The organism is Collinsella aerofaciens (assembly GCF_040910265.1).
GTDB lineage: Bacteria > Actinomycetota > Coriobacteriia > Coriobacteriales > Coriobacteriaceae > Collinsella > Collinsella aerofaciens_BK.
Window position 1 is genome coordinate 38,590 of sequence record NZ_JBDGAW010000008.1, and the last position, 17,838, is coordinate 56,427.

The 17,838-nt window shown below is 62.0% G+C and carries 16 protein-coding genes; 13 read left to right on the plus strand and 3 right to left on the minus strand.

Annotated features, from left to right (window positions below):
* Window positions 1-80 precede the first annotated feature (80 nt).
* The 6 genes from AB5Z14_RS04995 (at window position 81) to rhaM (ending at window position 6,369) form a co-directional block, all read left to right on the plus strand.
* Window positions 81-1,661 (plus strand): GDSL-type esterase/lipase family protein, encoded by a 1,581-nt coding sequence (locus tag AB5Z14_RS04995; protein ID WP_368130543.1) that lies wholly within the window; start codon window positions 81-83, stop codon window positions 1,659-1,661.
* Window positions 1,662-1,751: 90 nt separating this feature from the next.
* Entirely contained in the window at window positions 1,752-2,870 is a 1,119-nt protein-coding gene (bglB, locus tag AB5Z14_RS05000; RefSeq protein WP_368130544.1) for a beta-galactosidase BglB, read from the plus strand.
* 14 nt (window positions 2,871-2,884) lie between these two features.
* Entirely contained in the window at window positions 2,885-3,715 is an 831-nt protein-coding gene (locus tag AB5Z14_RS05005; RefSeq protein ID WP_368130545.1) for a sugar phosphate isomerase/epimerase family protein, read from the plus strand.
* 10 nt (window positions 3,716-3,725) lie between these two features.
* Window positions 3,726-4,619, plus strand: a complete 894-nt coding sequence (locus AB5Z14_RS05010) for a polysaccharide deacetylase family protein (protein ID WP_368130546.1) — start codon at window positions 3,726-3,728, stop codon at window positions 4,617-4,619.
* Window positions 4,619-5,962 (plus strand): glycoside hydrolase family 28 protein, encoded by a 1,344-nt coding sequence (locus AB5Z14_RS05015; protein ID WP_368130547.1) that lies wholly within the window; start codon window positions 4,619-4,621, stop codon window positions 5,960-5,962. Before AB5Z14_RS05010 ends, AB5Z14_RS05015 begins: the two co-directional genes overlap by 1 nt.
* Window positions 5,963-6,027: 65 nt before the next feature.
* Window positions 6,028-6,369, plus strand: a complete 342-nt coding sequence (rhaM, locus tag AB5Z14_RS05020) for an L-rhamnose mutarotase (protein ID WP_368130548.1) — start codon at window positions 6,028-6,030, stop codon at window positions 6,367-6,369.
* Window positions 6,370-6,444: 75 nt separating this feature from the next.
* Here the strand turns inward: rhaM and AB5Z14_RS05025 are convergent, their stop codons facing one another.
* On the minus strand, window positions 6,445-7,557 hold the full coding sequence (locus tag AB5Z14_RS05025; RefSeq protein WP_368130549.1) for a LacI family DNA-binding transcriptional regulator: 1,113 nt from the start codon (window positions 7,555-7,557) through the stop codon (window positions 6,445-6,447).
* Between the two features lie 556 nt (window positions 7,558-8,113).
* Here AB5Z14_RS05025 and glmS point away from each other — a divergent pair.
* Entirely contained in the window at window positions 8,114-9,961 is a 1,848-nt protein-coding gene (glmS, locus tag AB5Z14_RS05030; protein WP_368130550.1) for a glutamine--fructose-6-phosphate transaminase (isomerizing), read from the plus strand.
* A gap of 113 nt (window positions 9,962-10,074) precedes the next feature.
* Here glmS and AB5Z14_RS05035 read toward each other — a convergent pair whose 3' ends face one another.
* Complete coding sequence (locus tag AB5Z14_RS05035; protein ID WP_050766156.1) at window positions 10,075-10,776, minus strand: GntR family transcriptional regulator; 702 nt, start codon at window positions 10,774-10,776, stop codon at window positions 10,075-10,077.
* Between the two features lie 193 nt (window positions 10,777-10,969).
* Here AB5Z14_RS05035 and AB5Z14_RS05040 point away from each other — a divergent pair, with 193 nt between their 5' ends.
* From AB5Z14_RS05040 to AB5Z14_RS05050, 3 genes are all read left to right on the plus strand, one after another.
* Complete coding sequence (locus tag AB5Z14_RS05040; RefSeq protein WP_368130551.1) at window positions 10,970-12,004, plus strand: YeiH family protein; 1,035 nt, start codon at window positions 10,970-10,972, stop codon at window positions 12,002-12,004.
* Between the two features lie 267 nt (window positions 12,005-12,271).
* A complete protein-coding gene (locus AB5Z14_RS05045; RefSeq protein WP_368130552.1) occupies window positions 12,272-13,489 on the plus strand; it encodes a helix-turn-helix domain-containing protein in 1,218 nt (405 codons plus the stop codon).
* Between the two features lie 84 nt (window positions 13,490-13,573).
* A complete protein-coding gene (locus AB5Z14_RS05050; RefSeq protein WP_368130554.1) occupies window positions 13,574-14,149 on the plus strand; it encodes a hypothetical protein in 576 nt (191 codons plus the stop codon).
* A gap of 176 nt (window positions 14,150-14,325) precedes the next feature.
* On the opposite strand, the gene AB5Z14_RS05055 is transcribed toward AB5Z14_RS05050, so the two are convergent.
* Complete coding sequence (locus AB5Z14_RS05055) at window positions 14,326-14,847, minus strand: nitroreductase family protein (RefSeq protein WP_368130555.1); 522 nt, start codon at window positions 14,845-14,847, stop codon at window positions 14,326-14,328.
* Between the two features lie 294 nt (window positions 14,848-15,141).
* Here AB5Z14_RS05055 and AB5Z14_RS05060 point away from each other — a divergent pair, with 294 nt between their 5' ends.
* From AB5Z14_RS05060 to AB5Z14_RS05070, 3 genes are all read left to right on the plus strand, one after another.
* Window positions 15,142-15,432, plus strand: a complete 291-nt coding sequence (locus tag AB5Z14_RS05060) for a CDP-alcohol phosphatidyltransferase (protein ID WP_368130556.1) — start codon at window positions 15,142-15,144, stop codon at window positions 15,430-15,432.
* Window positions 15,433-15,613: 181 nt separating this feature from the next.
* Window positions 15,614-16,114: a MarR family winged helix-turn-helix transcriptional regulator gene (locus tag AB5Z14_RS05065; RefSeq protein WP_368130558.1), complete on the plus strand. Its 501-nt coding sequence runs from the start codon at window positions 15,614-15,616 to the stop codon at window positions 16,112-16,114.
* The gene (locus AB5Z14_RS05070) at window positions 16,114-17,838 is read left to right on the plus strand and encodes an ABC transporter ATP-binding protein (RefSeq protein WP_438265650.1); all 1,725 of its coding nucleotides are present in this window, start codon (window positions 16,114-16,116) and stop codon (window positions 17,836-17,838) included. The genes AB5Z14_RS05065 and AB5Z14_RS05070 overlap by 1 nt, the downstream gene beginning before the upstream one ends.

A 17,838-nucleotide genomic window follows, 5' to 3' on the forward strand; every position in this document is an offset into this window, starting at 1 on the left:
CCCGACCGCATACTGAACGGCCTGCGCGTCGCTTGCGCTCGCGGGGAAGAGTTCGAGAATGAGATTGAAAGGAGATGTGCATGCATACGACCGATTGCTTTGGTAAGACGCTCAAGATGGTCGAGCGCGCATATCCCGACCCGGCGCAGGGATGGGTGGACGGCGCGCACCTTCGCCGCGAGGCGCATCTGGCCACGCGGCCGGTCCGCTTTGGCGCCGAGGGCATAACCCTTGTCGCCCGTCGCTTTGCCGAGGAGTCCGAGCCCTTAAACGGGGTTGCGGACTCCATCGCGCGCGATACCTATTACGAGGGGTCGTTCGTGCGCATGCCGATCGAGGCGCGCGATTGGTACTTGGCTTTCGAGGTGGCGGGTGCCGAGCGCGGCCAGCGCCTGGCCCTCGTGGTGAACGGGGAGGAGCGTGCGCGCTTCGACCTCGCCGCTCGTGCGGTTCGCAGGCTGGAGGTCACCGTGCCGCTGACCTCCCGGATCCTCGAACTCGGCTTTGTCCCCGCTGATGACTTGCCGGGGACCGAGATGTCCGAGAAGGCCGCGGTCGTGCTCCGCGCGCTCGAAGCCACCGCGGTGGAGCGCGAGCCGGCGCCGTCTCCGCGCATCCTCATCGCGGGCGACTCGACCGTGCAGACGTATTTCGACGAGGAGCGACCGCAGTCCGGTTGGGGCGAATGGCTCGCGTGGCATCTCTATCGCGATCATGCCGCGACCGTCGCGAACGATCCGTCGAGCGACGCCAAGCAGGCGCGCGTCTTCACGGGCACGGGGCCGACGGTCTTCAACCGGTCGCTCGGGGGGCGCGGATTTCGCACCTATCTATCCGAGCATCGCTTCGATAGGCTGCTCGGCGTGATGAGGCCCAAGGACATCGTGCTCATCCAGTTCGGCCTCAACGATACCTCGAAGGAGCGCCCGCAGCGCTATATTCCTCTTGCATCGTATGCCGGCTGGATCGACCGCTACGTGGCGAGCGTCGTCGACCGCGGCGCGACCCCGGTGCTCATCACGCCCCAGCCGCAGTACCGCGCCCCCGGCCGCGAGGACGGCCGCTCGGTGTTCGACGACTACGCCGACGTCCTGCGCTCCTATGCGCGGGAACACGATGTGGCCCTGATCGACCTGCGCGCGGAGGCTGCCGCGTATCTCGCGGAAGTTCCCGCCGAGAACCGCTCGGCGTACTACCTGCAGGCCGACCCCTTCCAGTGTCCCAGCCATCCCGACGGCGTGCGCGACAACGTGCACCTGAGCTGCTTGGGTGCCTTCGTCTGCGCAGGCATCGTCGCCCGCCGTCTTGCGGAGCTTATGCCTGGGCTGGATGTCGAGATCGAGCCGCAGGCGGAGCCCGTGCCGGTTCGCGGCCTTACCGCGACGAGCGTGCGCGGCAACGTGGGCCTGGAGACCGACCTACGTTGGGAGCCCCAGGGCCCCGATGCCTATTACGTGGTGAAGAAGCTCAACGCGGCGACGGGACGGGTCTATCGGCGCGCCGTGAGTGTCCAGTCGCGCTATCTCGATCTGCCGCTGCCGGGCCAGGCGCGCGATGTGGTGTATACCGTGACCGCTTGGGTCGCCGGGCACCACGCCGATCCCGTTCGCATTCCCTGCGCTCTACCGCCCGACGATGATATCGTCTGCGATCTGTCCTAAACGAACCATCGTCCCGCTGGCTTCGGCCGGCCGATACCAGCGGGACGCCCGACCATCGACTTTTTACTCCCAAACAAGAAAGGATCCGGCATGGAAACCGCCTGCAAGCCCACCGTCGCCCTGCCCAGCAAGGAGCAGCTCGAGAAGACCATCGACCTGCTGCTCAACTGCCTCACCAAGATCGACGACACCTCGGGCGACTACCTGCTCGACTTCGACGGTCTCAAGGTCGACGACAAGAGCTGGTGCGTGTGGAACTGGCCCCAGGGTGTCGGTCTCTTTGGAACGTACATGAACTACCGAAACACCGGCAACGCGAAGGCGCTCCGAATCGTGACCGAGTGGTTCGAGGCCCGCATGCGGGAGGGCGCACCTTCCAAGAACATCAACACCATGGCGCCGCTGCTCACGATGGCCTGCCTCTACGAGGACACGGGCGACAGCCGTTACCGTCCCTACCTCGAGCGCTGGGCGGACTGGGCCATGCATGACCTGACGCGCACCGACGAGGGCGGCTTCCAGCACGTGACCTACGGCCCGGCGAACACCAACCAGCTGTGGGACGACACCCTCATGATGGCGGTGCTGCCGCTTGCCAAGATTGGCAGCCTGCTCGGTCGCCAGGACTATATCGACGAGGCCCGCTATCAGCTCATGATCCACATCAAGTATCTCGTGGACCGCAAGACGGGCCTGTGGTTCCATGGCTGGAGCTTTGAGCGCCGCGACAACTATGCCGAGGCGCTGTGGTGCCGCGGCAACTGCTGGATCACCATCGCCTTCCCCGTGCTGATCGAGGTGCTCGACCTCAAGCCCGAGGACGAGCTCTATCGCATGATCGTCGAGGTGCTGCGCGCCCAGATCGCCGCGCTCGCGCGCTACCAGGACCCCGAGACCGGGCTGTGGCACACGCTGATCGATGACGCCGATTCCTATCTGGAGACCTCGGGCTCCGCGGGGTTCGCGTTCGGTATCCTCAAGGCCGTGCACATGCGTCTGGTTGATCCGTCCTATGAGGACGTGGCGAACCGTGCCGTCAACGGCGTGATTTCGCAGATGGGCGATCACGGTCAGCTTGCCGGCGTGTCGGTGGGCACGGCTCTTGCCGACGACCTTGACTACTACCGTACGGTCGACTTGACCGACATGCCCTATGGCCAGTCGCTGAGCGTCCTCGCGCTGACCGAGGCGCTTGTCTCGTATTGCTAGGGGTGTAGGGCCGTATGATCGATTTCGGTTGCCGCGGACACGACGTCGCGTTCGACGGGACGCCCGATGGGCTGGGTGCGGCGCTTGAGTTCCAGGGCGTGCGCAACGTGCAGCTCGCGCTCGCCCGCTCGTTTCCGCAGGAGGCGGACCCGGAACGTCTGAGCCCAGGCTTGGGCGCCACGATCCGCCGTGCGCTCGCCGCCCACGGAGTCGAGGTCGCGATCCTCGGGTGCTACGTGAACATCATCCATCCCGATCTTGACGAGCGCGAGGCCGCGCTTCGTCGCTTCGAGGCCTATCTGGCGCATGCGCGTTTCTTCGGCGCGCCGATCGTTGCGACGGAGACCGGGTCGGTCGACCCCTCCTTCGCCTACACCGAGGACAACTTCACGCCCGGGGCGTTCGAGGCGGCCGTCGCCTCGATTCGCCGCCTGTGCGCGACCGCGGAGCGCTATGGGGTGGTCGTCGGTATCGAGCCGGGTGTGAATCACCCTATCCACGACGTGGAGACCACGCGCCGCCTCATCAAGCGCGTCGACTCGCCCGCCCTCGGCATCGTGCTCGATCCCACGGCGCTCATCACGCCGCAGCTTGCCCCGCGGCAGCTTGATATCGTGCGCGATGCGCTGGAGAGTTTCGGCGATCGCGTGGTGGCGACGCATCTGGTCGACTACCGTGTCGAGGGCAGTGCGATCGAGCGTTGCGATATCGGTGCGGGCGTGCTCGATGTGGAGGGCGTGCTCGCTCAGGTTTGTGCGGTAAAGCCCGGCGGGTACGTGATCACGGAGTTCACCGAAGGCGACGCCATCGGTCGCGTGGTTCGGCGGTATGGAGATCGCTTCTGAGGGGATCGATATGCTCAGGTTACGCGAGGATATCCCGCTTTGGCCGGGCGGCCGCATGAAGTGCTGCACGCTTTCGTTCGATGACGGGACCGTCGAGGATGTCCGTATCGCCGAGATGCTTCGGGAGCGGGGGCTGCGCGCCACGTTCAACCTCAACACGGGGCTCATGGGCCGCTCCGACCATCTGGAGCAGGCGGGGTTCGCGGTCGAGCACAAGAAGTTGCCGGCCGAGCGCATCGCCGATGTCTACAGGGGTTTCGAGGTCGCCGTGCACGGTCACACCCATGCGCACGTGGGATGCGTGCCGGCGTCCATGGCGACCTATGAGATCGGCCGCTGCAAGGCGGAGCTCGAGGAGCTCGTGCATGCGCCCGTGCGGGGCATGGCGTGGCCCATCAACTACCGCGAGCGCGATGACGCACGGGCGGCTGCGGCTGCATGCGGGATCGTCTACGCCCGCACGACGCGCCGCACCTATGATTGCGTCGGCCTGCCCGATGACTGGCTGGCGTGGGACGCGGCCTGCAGCTATGTGCAGCCCGAACTCGACGTCGTGGTCGAAAAGTTCCTCGCCCCGCTCGATGCGGCTGTCTATCGCGAGCCGTATCTGCTGTACGTGTGGGGTCACGGCTATGAGGCCACCGGGCGCGGGGCATGGGGTGCGCTCGAGCGATTCCTGGACCGCGTCTCCGGCCTCGACGAGGTGTGGTACGCCACCAATATCGAGGTGTACGACTATGCGCAGGCGGTGCGGGGGCTCGTCTACTCGTCCACGGGCGCTTATATCTACAACCCCGCGCGGATCGACGTTTGGATGCTCATCGACGACACCCCGCTGTGCATCCCGAGTGGTGAGACCGTGACGGTCGAAGATCCGACGTCTGATGGAAGGATGGCGATGTGATGGCTAAAGAGGCGAAGGCTCCCCCGGCCACGGGCGAGGCCGCGGCCGCCGGCGGCACGCCTGATGTCTGGCCGGACGGCACGCCCATCGATGCATGGTTTGCGTGCACCGATGGGCCCCGGCTGGAGGACCTTGGTGCGCGCTACGTCCTCACCAAGCACGGCATCTTGGACGACGGGCGCATCCATACGGCCGAGATCCAGACGCTGATCGACCGGGCCGCGGCCGCTGGCGGCGGCGTCATCGTGGTGCCGCCGGGTGTTTATCTCACCGGGTCGCTCTTCTTCAAGCCGGGCGTGAACCTGTATGTCGCCGCGGGTGGCATGCTGCGCGGCAGCCGCAGCCTCGACGACTACGCCATCGGTGAGACGCGCATCGAGGGCGAGACCGCGATCTATGTCCAGGCGCTCATCAACGCCGATGGCTGCGACGGGTTCACCATGACGGGTCCGGGCACCATCGACGGCGCGGGGCTCGATGCGTGGCGGTCTTTTTGGCATCGGCGTACCTGGAACCCCGATTGCACCAATAAGGACGAGCAGCGTCCGCGCCTCGTCTACATCTCGAACTCGAGTGACGTGACCATCGCGGGGCTCTGCTTGCAGAACAGCTGGTTTTGGACGACGCATATCTATCGCTGCGACCACGTGCGCTACCTGGGGTGCCGCATCTTCTCGCCGGTCTCCCCGGTCAAGGCGCCGTCGACCGATGCCATCGACATCGACGCCTGTACCGATGTCCTGGTGCGCGGCTGCACGCTCGAGGTGAACGACGACTCGGTGGTTCTCAAAGGCGGCAAGGGCCCTTGGGCGGATATCGCCTCCGAGAACGGCTCTTGCGAGCGGATCCTCATCGAGGACTGCATCTATGGGTTCTGCCACGGTTGCCTGACCGTTGGATCGGAATGCGTGCACGCGCGCAACGTGCTCGTGCGCCGCCTGACCGTGCGCGATGGCAAGAACCTGCTGTGGATCAAGATGCGCCCGGACACGCCGCAGCGCTACGAGTACATCACGATGGAGCAGGTGCGCGCTACGGTGGACAACGGGTTTGTCGTGCGGCCGTGGGCGCAGTTCTTCGACCTTAAGGGACGGGATGACCTGCCTCCCTCGGTGCTCGAGAACGTGACGTTGCGCGATTGCGACCTCGAGTGCGCGGTTCTGTTCGACGTGCACGAGAGCGACCGGTATTCCCTGCGGGATATCACTCTTGAGCGCCTGCGAGGCACCGCGTGCGAGCGGGGTGCCGATCTCTCCAACGTGGAGGGTGCACGTGTCGAGGACGCCACGGTGTGTATAACCGGCGAGCCGCTGTCCGAGCGCGCGCTGGAGCCCCAATACTGACCGGGGCCTATCGAAAAACAACAACTCTTCCGCACCGGCGGGGGATGGAGTGAAAGGAAGATATCATGACGGTTCGTAAAACGGGCGAGGGCAAGACCATCAACGGCTTCAAGATGAAGCTCTATCCGGGTTTTGCCGATGAGTACGAGAAGCGTCACAACGAGCTGTGGCCCGAGATGGCCGATATGCTCCACGAGTACGGTGGCCACAACTACTCGATCTTTGTCGACGCCGAGACCAACACGCTGTTTGGCTATATCGAGCTTGACGACCCCGAGCGCTATGCCGAGAGCGCCAAGACTGAGGTCTGCAAGCGTTGGTGGGACTTCATGGCGAGCGTTATGGAGACGAATCCGGACAACTCCCCGGTTTCTGTTGATCTGCGTTGCGCCTTCCACCTGGACTAGCGTAGACGACTAGCTTAGAAAGGCCCGCTTGGCTGTGATGCCAAGCGGGCCCTTTTGTTAATGTCGGTGGTTGGGTTACAGATATGCGCCGAGGTTAATAGCGGTAGCCTCGGCTTGTTCGCTTCCTTGCGTGCTGGCGCGCTCGAGCAAAAACGGGCGTACGATTTCCTGGCGGTTGATGTCTTCGGTGGCGGTGACGGCGGTCACGGTTCGGGCGGCAGAGCCGATACGGATGTGCTTGGTCTTGGCCGGCGCCTTGTTCTCGATTTGCTCCATAAGCAGCTGGACGCCCTTACGGCCAATCTCGTAGCCCGGGGGCGCCACCGTGGTGAGCGGGACCGAACCGCTCCAGGCAAGCGGGTTGCCGTCGCAGCCGGCGACGAGAATCTGGCCGGGAACGGAGATGCCCTTGTCGACCAGCGCCGAGATGATGCCCGAAGCCAGTACGTCGGTGAGGCCGATCACAAAATCGGGACGCTCGTCGGCCGCGCGCTCGGCAATTTGCGCGCCGATGCTATAGCCGTCTGCCGCGGTGTTCCATTCGCCGGCATCGATGACCTCGATTTTGATATCGGGGCGCATCGCGAGCGCCTTGTGAATGCCAAGGACGCGCAGGGTGAGCTGCATAAAAGCGGCGCGACCGACGACGACAATGTGGCGTGCGCCGCGAGTGATGGCGAGCTCGGCGATAATGCGGCCCTGTGCCTCGTTGTCGGCGGCAACGTAGTAACCGGGCTCCAAGCAGTGGATGTCCAGATGGACGATGGGGACGGGCATCTTGGCCATGGCGGGGTGCCAGTCGGGGGATGCCATGGGCTGCACCATGACGCCGGACATCTGGGTGCCCATAAAGTAGCGCAGGTAATGGTCCTCGAGAATGTCGTCGTTGTCGGCGTTGGCGATGAGTAGGTCATAGCCGTGCTTGCGTGCCTCGTTGTGGGCGCCGCTGGCGATCTGGAGCGAAAAGCCGTGGTCGAGGCGGGGGAGCACCAGGCCAAAGGACTTGGTGGTACCGCCGGCCAGCTGTCGGGCGCTTTGGTTGGGCAGGTAGCCTAGGCGATTGATGGTTTCGTTGATGAGTTTGAGGGTCTCGGGGCGCAGCTTTTCGGGATGGTTGAGCGCGTTGGAAACCGTGCCCAGCGAAACCCCGGCCTCGCGCGCGACGTCGCTGATTTTTACCTTTGCCATAGCGGCCCCTTTGATGCGTTTCAAGTACAAGCCAGATTGTAGCATCGCCCGCCCCTGAGGTGTCAAAACCTGCCAATTAGGGACAGGTTTATTTTGGCAGGTTTTATTTGGGGAAACACAGCTGCCAGCTCGACCACCACGAAGGGGGCAGGGGGGCAGGCACCTTTGTGGTGGTTTTTGCTGTTCCGGCCTTCAATTGTCTCGATCTGTAACATCTGGACGGTGAAACCGGCTCTACGTGTTACAGATTGAGACAAAACGTCGAGGTCGGACGGAAAATCTCGATCTGTAACAGTTAGCCCGCTTTCGGAGCCCTAGATGTTACAGATCGAGACAAATTGCCGGGACGGGCCGCCGCCCCGGTCCAAACCACCACGAAGGTGCCTGTCCCCTTCGTGGTGGTTTGAGCATGTGTGCATCGGGTGGTATCCAAGTTGAGATACCACTTCTGGTATATCAGCTTGCGTTTGCGTGAGTACAATACTCGAACGTTGTACGTCTCAGCGCCCCTTGTGCGTGGACGTCTTGCAGTCACGCGAACGAAGGGATTTATCCTATGTGCGGAATCGTCGGCTACACCGGCTCTGATATTGCAAAGAACATCCTGGTCACGGGCCTCAAGCGTATGGAGTATCGCGGCTATGACTCCTCGGGCGTCGCGCTCGAGGTGGGCGAGGGCGCCGCGGCACACCTCGACGTCATCCGCCGCGTGGGCAAGGTCGCGGGCCTGGAGAGCGAGCTTTCCAACATCGACAGCGACGCTACTTGCGGTATCGGCCACACCCGTTGGGCCACCCACGGCAAGCCCTCCGTCGTTAACGCTCACCCCCACACCAGCTGCGACGGTCGTATCGCCATCGTCCACAACGGCATCATCGAGAACTTCGCCGAGCTGCGCGAAGAGCTGGAGGGTCGCGGCCACCACTTTAAGAGCGAGACCGATACCGAGGTCTTCGCGCATCTGATCGAAGAGGCTTATGCCGAGACGCACGACCTGATGGCCTCCGTGCGCGAGGCTTGCACCCACGTGGTCGGTGCCTATGGTCTGGCCGCCGTGTGCGCTGACGAGCCCGGCGTGATCGCCGTAGCCCGCAAGGATTCCCCGATTGTGGTCGGCGCAGGCGAGACCGGCGCCTATGTCGCCTCCGACGTCATTGCACTCATCGACGCCACCCGCGATGTCGTGGTGCTCGAGGACGGTCAGTTTGCCAAGCTCACGCCCGCAGGCGTCGAGTACACCGACGAGGCCGGCAACGTTATCGAGCCCAAGGTCACCCACATCGACTGGGACCTGGACATGGCCGAAAAGGGCGGTTATCCCGACTTTATGCTCAAGGAGATCCATGAGCAGCCGCGCGTCGTGCGCGATACCCTGGTGGGCCGCATGACCCCCGCCGGTGAGCTCGATATCGATGAGCTGGGCCTTTCGCTCGAGGAGCTCAACGATATCGATCGCGTCTACGTGATCGCCTGCGGCACCAGCTACCATGCTGGACTCATTGCTAAGAATCTCATTGAGGGCTGGGCTCGCATCCCCACCGAGGTTGAGGCGGCCAGCGAGTTCCGCTATCGCAATCCCATCATCACGCCGACGACGCTTGTCGTGGCCGTGTCCCAGTCGGGCGAGACGGCCGACACCCTTGCCGCCATTCGCGACGCGCGCATCAAGGGCGCCAAGGTCTTCGGCATCACCAACGTGGTGGGCAGCCCCGTGGCGCGTGAGAGCGACGGCGTCATCTACACCAAGGCCAACAAGGAGATCGCGGTCGCCTCGACCAAGAGCTTCATCGGCCAGGTCGTGAGCCTTACGCTGCTGGCTTTGCTGTTGGCGCAGGTTAAGTACCGTCTGACCACAAAGCAGGCGCGCATGCTGTTCCGCGAGCTTTCCGATACGGCCGAGCAGATCCAGTGGATTTTGGATACCCAGACCGAGGCCGTTCATGAGGCCGCCCTGCTGTGCAAGGACGCGCAGTCGGCGCTGTTCGTGGGCCGCGGCATGGGTGCCGCTATTTCCTACGAGGGCGCGCTCAAGCTCAAGGAGGTCAGCTACCTGCACGCCGAGGCCTACGCCGCCGGCGAGATGAAGCACGGCCCCATTGCCCTGATCGACCCGGGTTTCCCTGTCATCGCTGTGGCCACCAAGAGTGCCACCTACGACAAGACCGTGTCGAACCTTATGGAGTGCAAGGCGCGCGGCGCCAAGGTCATCGTCGTTGCCACCGAGGGCGACGAGGAGATCAACAAGATCGCCGACTGCATCATCCACGTGCCGGCAGTCCGCGACGTGTTCAGCCCCATCACAGCGAGCGTCCCGCTGCAGCTGCTCGCCCGCGAGGTCGCCGTCCTGCGCGGTTGCGACGTTGACCAACCTCGAAACCTTGCTAAGAGCGTCACGGTAGAGTAGTTGGTTCCGCCGTTCTAACGACTAAGGCCCGGCTCCGCGTCAAGACGGAGCCGGGCCTTGTTGCATTTGCCCAGATAAAACCTGCCAAAATGAACCTGTCCCTTTTTGGCAGGTTAGCGGAGCTTGCTGGTCTCGAAGTACTCGGGGAACTGGTCCAGAACCTCGGTCTGGTTGCGGAACATCATGTGCAGGTGCTTGCTGACCAAAAAGCTCGCTTCGATGGGGTCGCGACCGGCGATAGCGCGGCGAATCTGCTTGTGCTCGTTCACGATGTCCTGATTGTCGAGAACCTGCGTGGCGGCGCGCAGCCAGCGGAAGCGCTCCAGGTCGGCATTGGTCTCTTCGAGCCACGACCACACGGTGCTGCGACATGCGATGCTAAAAATCATGTGATGCATGAGGTTGTCGCTCAAAAAGAAGCCGATGCGATCCTCCTCGGCCATGGCCTTTTCCTGCAGCACGATGGCGCGGTCGAGCTGCTCGATGCCGGCCGACGTGGCGCGCGCACAGCACTCCACAATCACCTGCTTTTCCAGATGCTCGCGGATGTAACAGGCACTCTCGGCAAGGGTGAGGTTGATGGGTGAGACGTAGGTGCCGCTCTGGGGCACGGTGCGCACCAGGCCTTCCTGCGCCAAGCGAACCAAAGCCTCGCGCACGGGCGTGCGACCCATATCTAGGTCGTCGCAAAGCTGCTTGACGCCCAGCTTTTCGCCCGGCTTGTAGTCCAGGTAGACGATTTTGCGTCGAATGGTGTGATAGGACTGGTCCTGTAGGCTCGTTTCCTGCTCGCCGACGTGCATCGATTCTTCCATAGCGCCTCGCAACTGTTCTATCAAACTCATATGTCAGTTGTTAATTATGCCGCGAATCAGCTCTCCGCGGTGGGTAATTCGGCTGTTGCCTGAGAACTATTGCGGCATCTTAGTCTGTGTTTGCGCAAGGCTGCGCTCAATGTTGCCGTATCATAAGCCGTCGCAAACGTGAAATAGAAAGAAGGAATCCCATATGCAACTGGCAAACATCGTACGCGAGCGCTGGAAAGGCGTCTTGTTCTGCCTGATCATCGCCATTCCCGCGACGTTGCTCGGCAAACAAATTGAGGTGGTCGGCGGTCCGGTATTTGCCATCCTCTTTGGCATGGTCCTGGCGCTCGTCTTTCCCAAGAATCGTCGCGAACAGCTCACCGCCGGCGTTACCTATACGTCCAAAAAAGTCTTGCAGTACGCGGTTATCCTGCTTGGCTTTGGCATGAACCTCTCCCAGATTCTGTCCAAGGGCGCCCAGTCGCTACCGATTATCGTGGCAACAATCTCGACCTCGCTTGTCATCGCCTTTGTGCTCTGCCGCGTTATGAACGTGCCGGGCAAGATCGCGACGCTTGTGGGTGTGGGTTCGTCGATTTGCGGCGGTTCTGCCATCGCCGCGACCGCGCCCGTCATCGATGCCGACGATCGCGAGATTGCTCAGGCCATCTCGGTCATTTTCCTGTTTAACGTTATCGCGGCGCTCGTGTTTCCGACGCTCGGCGGCATGCTCGGCCTGACCAACGAGGGCTTTGGCCTGTTTGCCGGTACCGCCATCAACGACACCTCGTCCGTCACGGCGGCGGCGAGCGCTTGGGATAGCATGCATCCCGGCGCCAATGTGCTTGAGAGCGCCACGGTGGTCAAGCTCACCAGGACGCTGGCCATCATCCCCATTACGCTGGTGCTCGCATTTTGGCAGATGCGTCAGGCGCGCAAGGCCGGCGGCGACGCCAAAAACACCTTCTCGCTTAAGCGGGCGTTTCCGATGTTTGTGCTGTTCTTTGTGCTGGCGAGCGTGATCACCACGGTGTTCCAGCTACCCGCAACTGTCACGGCGCCCATCAAGGAGCTGTCGAAGTTCTTTATCGTGATGGCCATGGCGGCTATTGGCTTTAATACCGATATCGTCGAGCTGGTCAAAAAGGGTGGAAAACCCATTGCGTTGGGCTTTTGCTGCTGGATTGGCATTGCGTGCATGAGTTTGGGAATGCAGCACGTGCTGGGAATCTGGTAGGCAAGGCAGCCGATTTGCGTGCCACATGCTGGCGGCCGCACGCCTGCGGTGGAGCGATAGGAGCTCTTGCGGGTATGGCTTGTCCGCAGGTTTATAAGTCCCGAAGAGCTCTTATCGCCCCGCCAGGATGGCGATGCGGGGCAACACCTATACTCGCAGGACGGTGCCTTCTGCCCTATAGTGTTTGGTGAGCAATATCGTTCAATTTTGAAACACGCAACCGTGCAGCTGTCGGCGGTCGCACGGCACCGAGGACAGGGGCGAAACATGGACAGCGATGCCAAGCTGAATATCTTAATCGACGCCCTGGCTGCTGCCGGGGCGTCGGCATTAGCAATCGATGCGCGTGGGGACGTCGCGATCTCGACCATGGATGACGCGGCACTTGAGCGGGATGTTGCGGCTTTTGTCGCCGAGCGCCTTGACCGTATAGGAGACGGCGCACGTCTGGTTATGGGACGTGCGGGTACGCGCCTGAGCCTGACCGTTCGCCCTGCTGACAAAGAGAGCGTAAGCCTCTGGGTCGTCGTGGTCCGTGAAGTGCGCGGCGCCGCGGCGCATGCGGGCATCGAGTGGCTGAACGCCGACGAGGTGGAGGCCCGCTACGAATCGAGCGCCTACGGCATCGTCGAGGGTGCCGCTGCGGTAGCTGCGCCCGTCGCCGAGAGCTATGCGCGCGGCGTGCCCCTTATGCTCGAGGGCGAATTGGGCGCGGGCCAGGTCGAGATCGCCAAGCGCCTTTACTTAGATGGTCCTTTTGCCGATCAACCCTTTGTTTCCGTTGCGCTCGATGAGCTCACAGATCGCGGCTGGCGTCATATGCTCAAAAGTCCCGAATCGCCGCTGTTCCAGACGGACCTGACTCTGTGCATGAGCGGCTGGCATGCCGTTGAGCCCCAGCGGCTGCGCGAGCTTGTGTCCACCATGGGCGGCACGGCGCTTGCTGCGCGGTGCCACGTGGTGCTGACGGCAAATGATATGCCGGGCGGCGGCGAAAGCGATCAGGCGGCCTTTGTGACCGAACGCTTGGCCTGCGCGGTGAGCGTGGCGCCGGCGATTGCCGAGCAGGGCGGCGCGACGAAAAAGATCGCGCGCTATTTGGGGTATTTGGCCGATATGTTTGGAACGGCAGCCCCCATGCTGGCGCCCGCGGCGGTAAAGACGCTCGATGCCTACCGGTGGCCGCGAAATTATCTACAGCTTCGCGAGGTCTCGGAACGACTGTATATATTGGTGGGGGCAGGCACGGTGGATCGCACCGTGGCAGAGGAAGTGCTCGCCCAAGAGGACGTAATTAAGACCGCAACCTTTGGCGCTCCGACGCTCGACAGCGATCTGTATATCCTGCGACCCCTGGCCGATACCGAGCGCGATATCGCGCGGCTGGTCGTAGACCATCTCCACGGCAACCGAACCCGTGCGGCGGAGGTGCTGGGTATAAGCCGTACAACGCTGTGGCGCTTGCTGAAGGGCGACGACCGTTGAGCGAGGCGCCCGTGACCGCGCGCGATGCGTGTGCTACAGTCCAAAGCGTTATTGTTTCGATTTGGTTACGGCGTGCGGGGGCATATGGCTGAGACTGCAAAACCGAGCCGCAGAAGGCGGAGTGCCGCGCCGGTCAACCGACGCACAGCATCGGTGACGTGGGGCAAGCATGCCTCTGGCTTCGATGGCTCATTTAAGCGTACGAAATACGGCTATCCGTCGGCGAGCGCCCGTTTGGCCATGCAGGCCGAGTCGTCGCTGTGGGGTCGTAAGCGCGTGGTGGGGTCAAAGCTCAAGCACGACGGAACGCTCGGCTACATTAGCCGCGGGGCAGCTCGTCGCAGTGGGCTCAATCCGGCTGGTTGGCATCGTTATGTTCCGATTGCGGTCGTCGTTGCAGTGATCGTCATCGCGCTCGCAGCGCTCGGCTACGCCGGCGGCGGTGCCAACCTGGACGCAATGTTCAAGTCGCCCGAGCTCGCCCATGCAGGTACAGAGGTTGTCGAGGGGGCACAGACTCAGACGGGTGTCGCACCCCAACGAGGCATCGTTGCGGCGGCCTCCACCATCGCCGATGCTCAAAAGGACGAGGGCGAACAGGGCGACGATACCGAAGCGACTCAAACGGACGAAACGGCAACAACCCCATCGACAATATAAGTTGCGGTGGAATACGGACTAAATGGGCTCATATAGAGCCAAAACAGTCCGTATTTCACCGCAACTGCAGAGGGCCGGCAGAAGGGGACGTTCCTTTTCTGCCGGCAGTTGACTAGCGAGTGGGGTAGCTAAAAGAGCCCCGTCCTAAATTAGCTACCCCTGCTGGCGCTCCTGTACTACTTCACGTAGACAACGTTGTCGCGGCGGGGTTTGGCTTCAGGAAGCACATCCTCGGCATAGCCCAGGATGCAGTTGCCCACGCCGCGCAGGTTGCCGTCGGCGGGCAGGCCCCAGCTGGCCAGCAGCTCCAGGCCCTCGGGCGAGTCAAAGACCTCGTGCGCGCGGTGAATCCAGCACGAATCGACACCCAGTGCATAGGCGGCGTTGAGCAAGTTGCCCATGGCGAGCGAGCCGTCTTCCAGATACGTGGGCACGCTGCGGTCGACCAGTACCACCACAACGGTCTTGGCGCCATAGAAGGGGTCGCTGTTGCTGCCCATGACCTGGGCGTTGAGCTGTGAGAGACGCTCGACGGTCGCGGGGTCGGTGACGGCGACAAACGTCACCGGTTGGCGGCCCATGCCGCTCGGTGCATATTGGCCGGCTTCGATAATACGTGCAAGTTTTTCGGCCTCGACGGGACGATCGCTGTATTTGCGGCAGCTGCGGCGGTGGATGAGCGCTTCGATAGTCTCCATGGTGTCTCCTTGTAGTGGCGTTGCAGATGCCCCGTTCATACCCGTCGGGCTCAAACGATAGACGGTCAATTGCCCGGCCAAAAGGATAGATTCCAATTAGGAAAGTAGGTTTGCATAAAAGTACCTTCAGAATGTGACAAACAAATGGGATGGTTAAACGTTTTATCCCGTCTACCCTGCGGTTTTTTACCACTTGCCTAAATGACGAACGCATAACCTCTGATAAAGGTTTTACTAAAGGAGTACCAACGTTTATCAATGCGCCGTGGTGGCGCCGGGCCAGGAGGTAACATCATGTTCCAGGCTGGAGATGTCGTCGAGACCGACTTCGAAGGATTTCTGAATCTGCTGCGTTCCAAGACGCGCGCTTTTGTGACGATTGATGATCACGAGTACTACATCACGCACACCGATGGCTATTGGCGTGTTCAGGATTGCGAGGCCCTCAACGACAAGGGCCACTTTACTGACTGCTCCGAGCTGGTCAATACGGTCTGCGAGGTCGTCGAGCTGCCGTGGATTGCCGGCAAGAGCCTGCATGACAGCTTCTCGGGCGCTACGGTCTATGAGGCCGTCGCCGCTTAACGGGCAATAAAACCCGATTTTCACGTGACCGCTGGCGCTGCCCCCGAGCCGGCGGTCTTTTTCTGCCGATAGGCCATAAAAGTGCAAGCATTTGCGGAGAGCCTGTTGACGATAGTCAAAACTCGGACTAATCTAGAGATACAAAATTGGTCAAAAATCGGACAATCGAATGGTGGGATAGATGAATAGTGCGGTTACGCTGGTCGACTTCGACCGGTTGCTCAATGGACTCGACCATATCTATTCGGAGTTCTCGCGCGCCTGCGGTCTTTCGGACTGCGCTTACTGGATGCTCGTCGATACCAGCACGGCGGGCGGCAGTATTGCCGTAAGCCGCCTGACGAGCGAATGGTTCTACAGCAAGCAGACCATTAACTCGGCAATTAAAACTTTGACGGCACGGGGTTTCGCGACATTGGAGTTTGCCGAGGGCAGCCGCAAGAACAAGGTTGTGCGTCTGACCGAGGAAGGCATGTGGTTTGCCGAGCAATATGCGCTGCCGGCGCAAGGGGCCGAGCAACGTGCATTCGAGACGCTTGAGCCGTGGGAGCAGCGCGAGATTATGCGCTTGATCGGCAAGTTTTCCCAGGCGCTCGGCGACGAGTGCGACGCATTCAAGCAACAAGTGGCGACCACGGGCCAGGCAGAGGATCAACGTGAGGGGGAGTCGTGCGACTCTTAATGAGGTTTATGAAGCCGTACCGTAGGCTTGTCGCGGTGACACTGCTGGTGCTGCTGATAGACAACATCGGCACCCTGCTGGTGCCCACGATGCTGGCGAACATGGTCAACACCGGCATTACCACGGGCGATGTCGACTACATTTTGCGCAATGGCTTCTATATGCTTATCGCGACCGGCATGGCCAGCGGCGGCGCGGTGTTGGGCTGCTACCTTTCGGCCCGCCTGGCGGCAAACGTGGCCTGCGATATTCGCAATGCTGTCTACGACAAATCGCTCGAGCTGAGCGCTAGCGATTTTGAGCGCTTTGGCACGGGCTCGATGATCACGCGCTCGCTCAACGACATCAATGTGATCCAGCAGGCGATTCTGCAGACGATTCAGCTGGTGCTGCCCGTGCCGTTCCTGGCCGTGGCCGGCATCATCTTTGCTTGGTTTATCGATCCCGCCATGGGCACGCTTTTGGGCGTGGTGGTTGCGATCGTGCTGGTGGCGGCGGTCTTTACGGTTGCCAACGCGGCGCCGATCTTTATGCGCCTGCAGAGCTTCATCGACCGCATGAACGTGGTGCTGCGCGAGAACATCGTGGGCGTGCGCGTCATTCGCGCGTTTAACAAGGAGCGTCACGAGGAACAGCGTCTGGACGAGGTGTTTAGCGATTACGCGACCAACGCCATCAAGGTTAACCATCTGTTTGTGGGACTCGACAGCTCGAGCTTCTTTTTGATGAACATCGCCGAGGTGGCAGTGCTGTGGGTGGGCGGTAACCGTGTGGGCGCCCATACTATGCAGATCGCGAGTATCTCGGCGGTGCTTGAGTATGCGCTTCTGATTCTGTTCTTTGTGATGATGGCCCAGATGGTGGTGCTGACGCTGCCGCGCGCCGCCGCGTGTCTGAACCGTGCGCAGCAGGTGCTGGAGATTGAGCCGAGCATCGTGGACGGCAAGCGCACACTGGGTGAAGGTGTGCCCGCCCCCGAAGACGGCGCCGACGCGGTTGCCGTGTTCGACCATATGTCGTTCCGTTTTGACGATGCCGATGAGGACACGCTGTACGACCTGAACTTTGTCTGCCGCCGCGGGCAGACCACGGCGATTGTGGGCTCGACCGGCTCCGGCAAGTCGACGGTGGCAAAGCTGCTGCTGCGCTTCCACGATGCCACGAAGGGTGCCATTCGCCTGGATGGCGTCGATCTGCGCGAGCTTTCGCAAGACGAGATCCGCGGGCGCATCGCCTACGTGCCGCAGAAGGCATGGCTGTTCTCGGGCACCGTGGCGAGCAATCTGCGCTTTGGCAACGAGGACGCGACCGAGGCGGATATGCTGCACGCGCTCGAGGTTGCCCAGAGCACGTTTGTGCTTGAGCAGCCGCAGAGGCTCGATGCGCCGGTGGCCCAAGGCGGCACGAACTTCTCGGGCGGTCAGCGCCAGCGCCTGGCCATCGCCCGCGCGCTCATGAAGCGCGCCGACCTGTATATCTTCGACGACAGCTTTTCGGCATTGGACTTTAAGACCGATGCGGCCCTGCGTCATGCGCTGCAGGACGAGACGAGCGATGCCGCGGTGCTCATCATCGCGCAGCGCATCTCGACGATTTTGCATGCCGACCAGATTGTCGTACTCAAGGACGGCGGTGTTGTGGGCCTGGGCACGCACAGCGAGCTGATGGAGACCTGCGAGGTGTACCGCGCCATCGCGGAGTCGCAGATGAAGGGAGGTGAGTAG

Excerpts from the sequence above, each read along its gene's own strand:
- AB5Z14_RS05070 (WP_438265650.1), top strand. The coding sequence starts at position 16,114 with ATGAGGTTTATGAAGCCGTACCGTAGGCTTGTCGCGGTGACACTGCTG.
- glmS (WP_368130550.1), top strand. The coding sequence starts at position 8,114 with ATGTGCGGAATCGTCGGCTACACCGGCTCTGATATTGCAAAGAACATC.
- AB5Z14_RS04995 (WP_368130543.1), top strand. The coding sequence starts at position 81 with ATGCATACGACCGATTGCTTTGGTAAGACGCTCAAGATGGTCGAGCGC.
- AB5Z14_RS05025 (WP_368130549.1), bottom strand. The coding sequence starts at position 7,557 with ATGGCAAAGGTAAAAATCAGCGACGTCGCGCGCGAGGCCGGGGTTTCG.
- AB5Z14_RS05005 (WP_368130545.1), top strand. The coding sequence starts at position 2,885 with ATGATCGATTTCGGTTGCCGCGGACACGACGTCGCGTTCGACGGGACG.
- AB5Z14_RS05050 (WP_368130554.1), top strand. The coding sequence starts at position 13,574 with ATGGCTGAGACTGCAAAACCGAGCCGCAGAAGGCGGAGTGCCGCGCCG.
- bglB (WP_368130544.1), top strand. The coding sequence starts at position 1,752 with ATGGAAACCGCCTGCAAGCCCACCGTCGCCCTGCCCAGCAAGGAGCAG.
- AB5Z14_RS05045 (WP_368130552.1), top strand. The coding sequence starts at position 12,272 with ATGGACAGCGATGCCAAGCTGAATATCTTAATCGACGCCCTGGCTGCT.
- AB5Z14_RS05040 (WP_368130551.1), top strand. The coding sequence starts at position 10,970 with ATGCAACTGGCAAACATCGTACGCGAGCGCTGGAAAGGCGTCTTGTTC.
- AB5Z14_RS05015 (WP_368130547.1), top strand. The coding sequence starts at position 4,619 with ATGGCTAAAGAGGCGAAGGCTCCCCCGGCCACGGGCGAGGCCGCGGCC.
- AB5Z14_RS05065 (WP_368130558.1), top strand. The coding sequence starts at position 15,614 with ATGAATAGTGCGGTTACGCTGGTCGACTTCGACCGGTTGCTCAATGGA.
- rhaM (WP_368130548.1), top strand. The coding sequence starts at position 6,028 with ATGACGGTTCGTAAAACGGGCGAGGGCAAGACCATCAACGGCTTCAAG.
- AB5Z14_RS05035 (WP_050766156.1), bottom strand. The coding sequence starts at position 10,776 with ATGGAAGAATCGATGCACGTCGGCGAGCAGGAAACGAGCCTACAGGAC.
- AB5Z14_RS05010 (WP_368130546.1), top strand. The coding sequence starts at position 3,726 with ATGCTCAGGTTACGCGAGGATATCCCGCTTTGGCCGGGCGGCCGCATG.
- AB5Z14_RS05055 (WP_368130555.1), bottom strand. The coding sequence starts at position 14,847 with ATGGAGACTATCGAAGCGCTCATCCACCGCCGCAGCTGCCGCAAATAC.
- AB5Z14_RS05060 (WP_368130556.1), top strand. The coding sequence starts at position 15,142 with ATGTTCCAGGCTGGAGATGTCGTCGAGACCGACTTCGAAGGATTTCTG.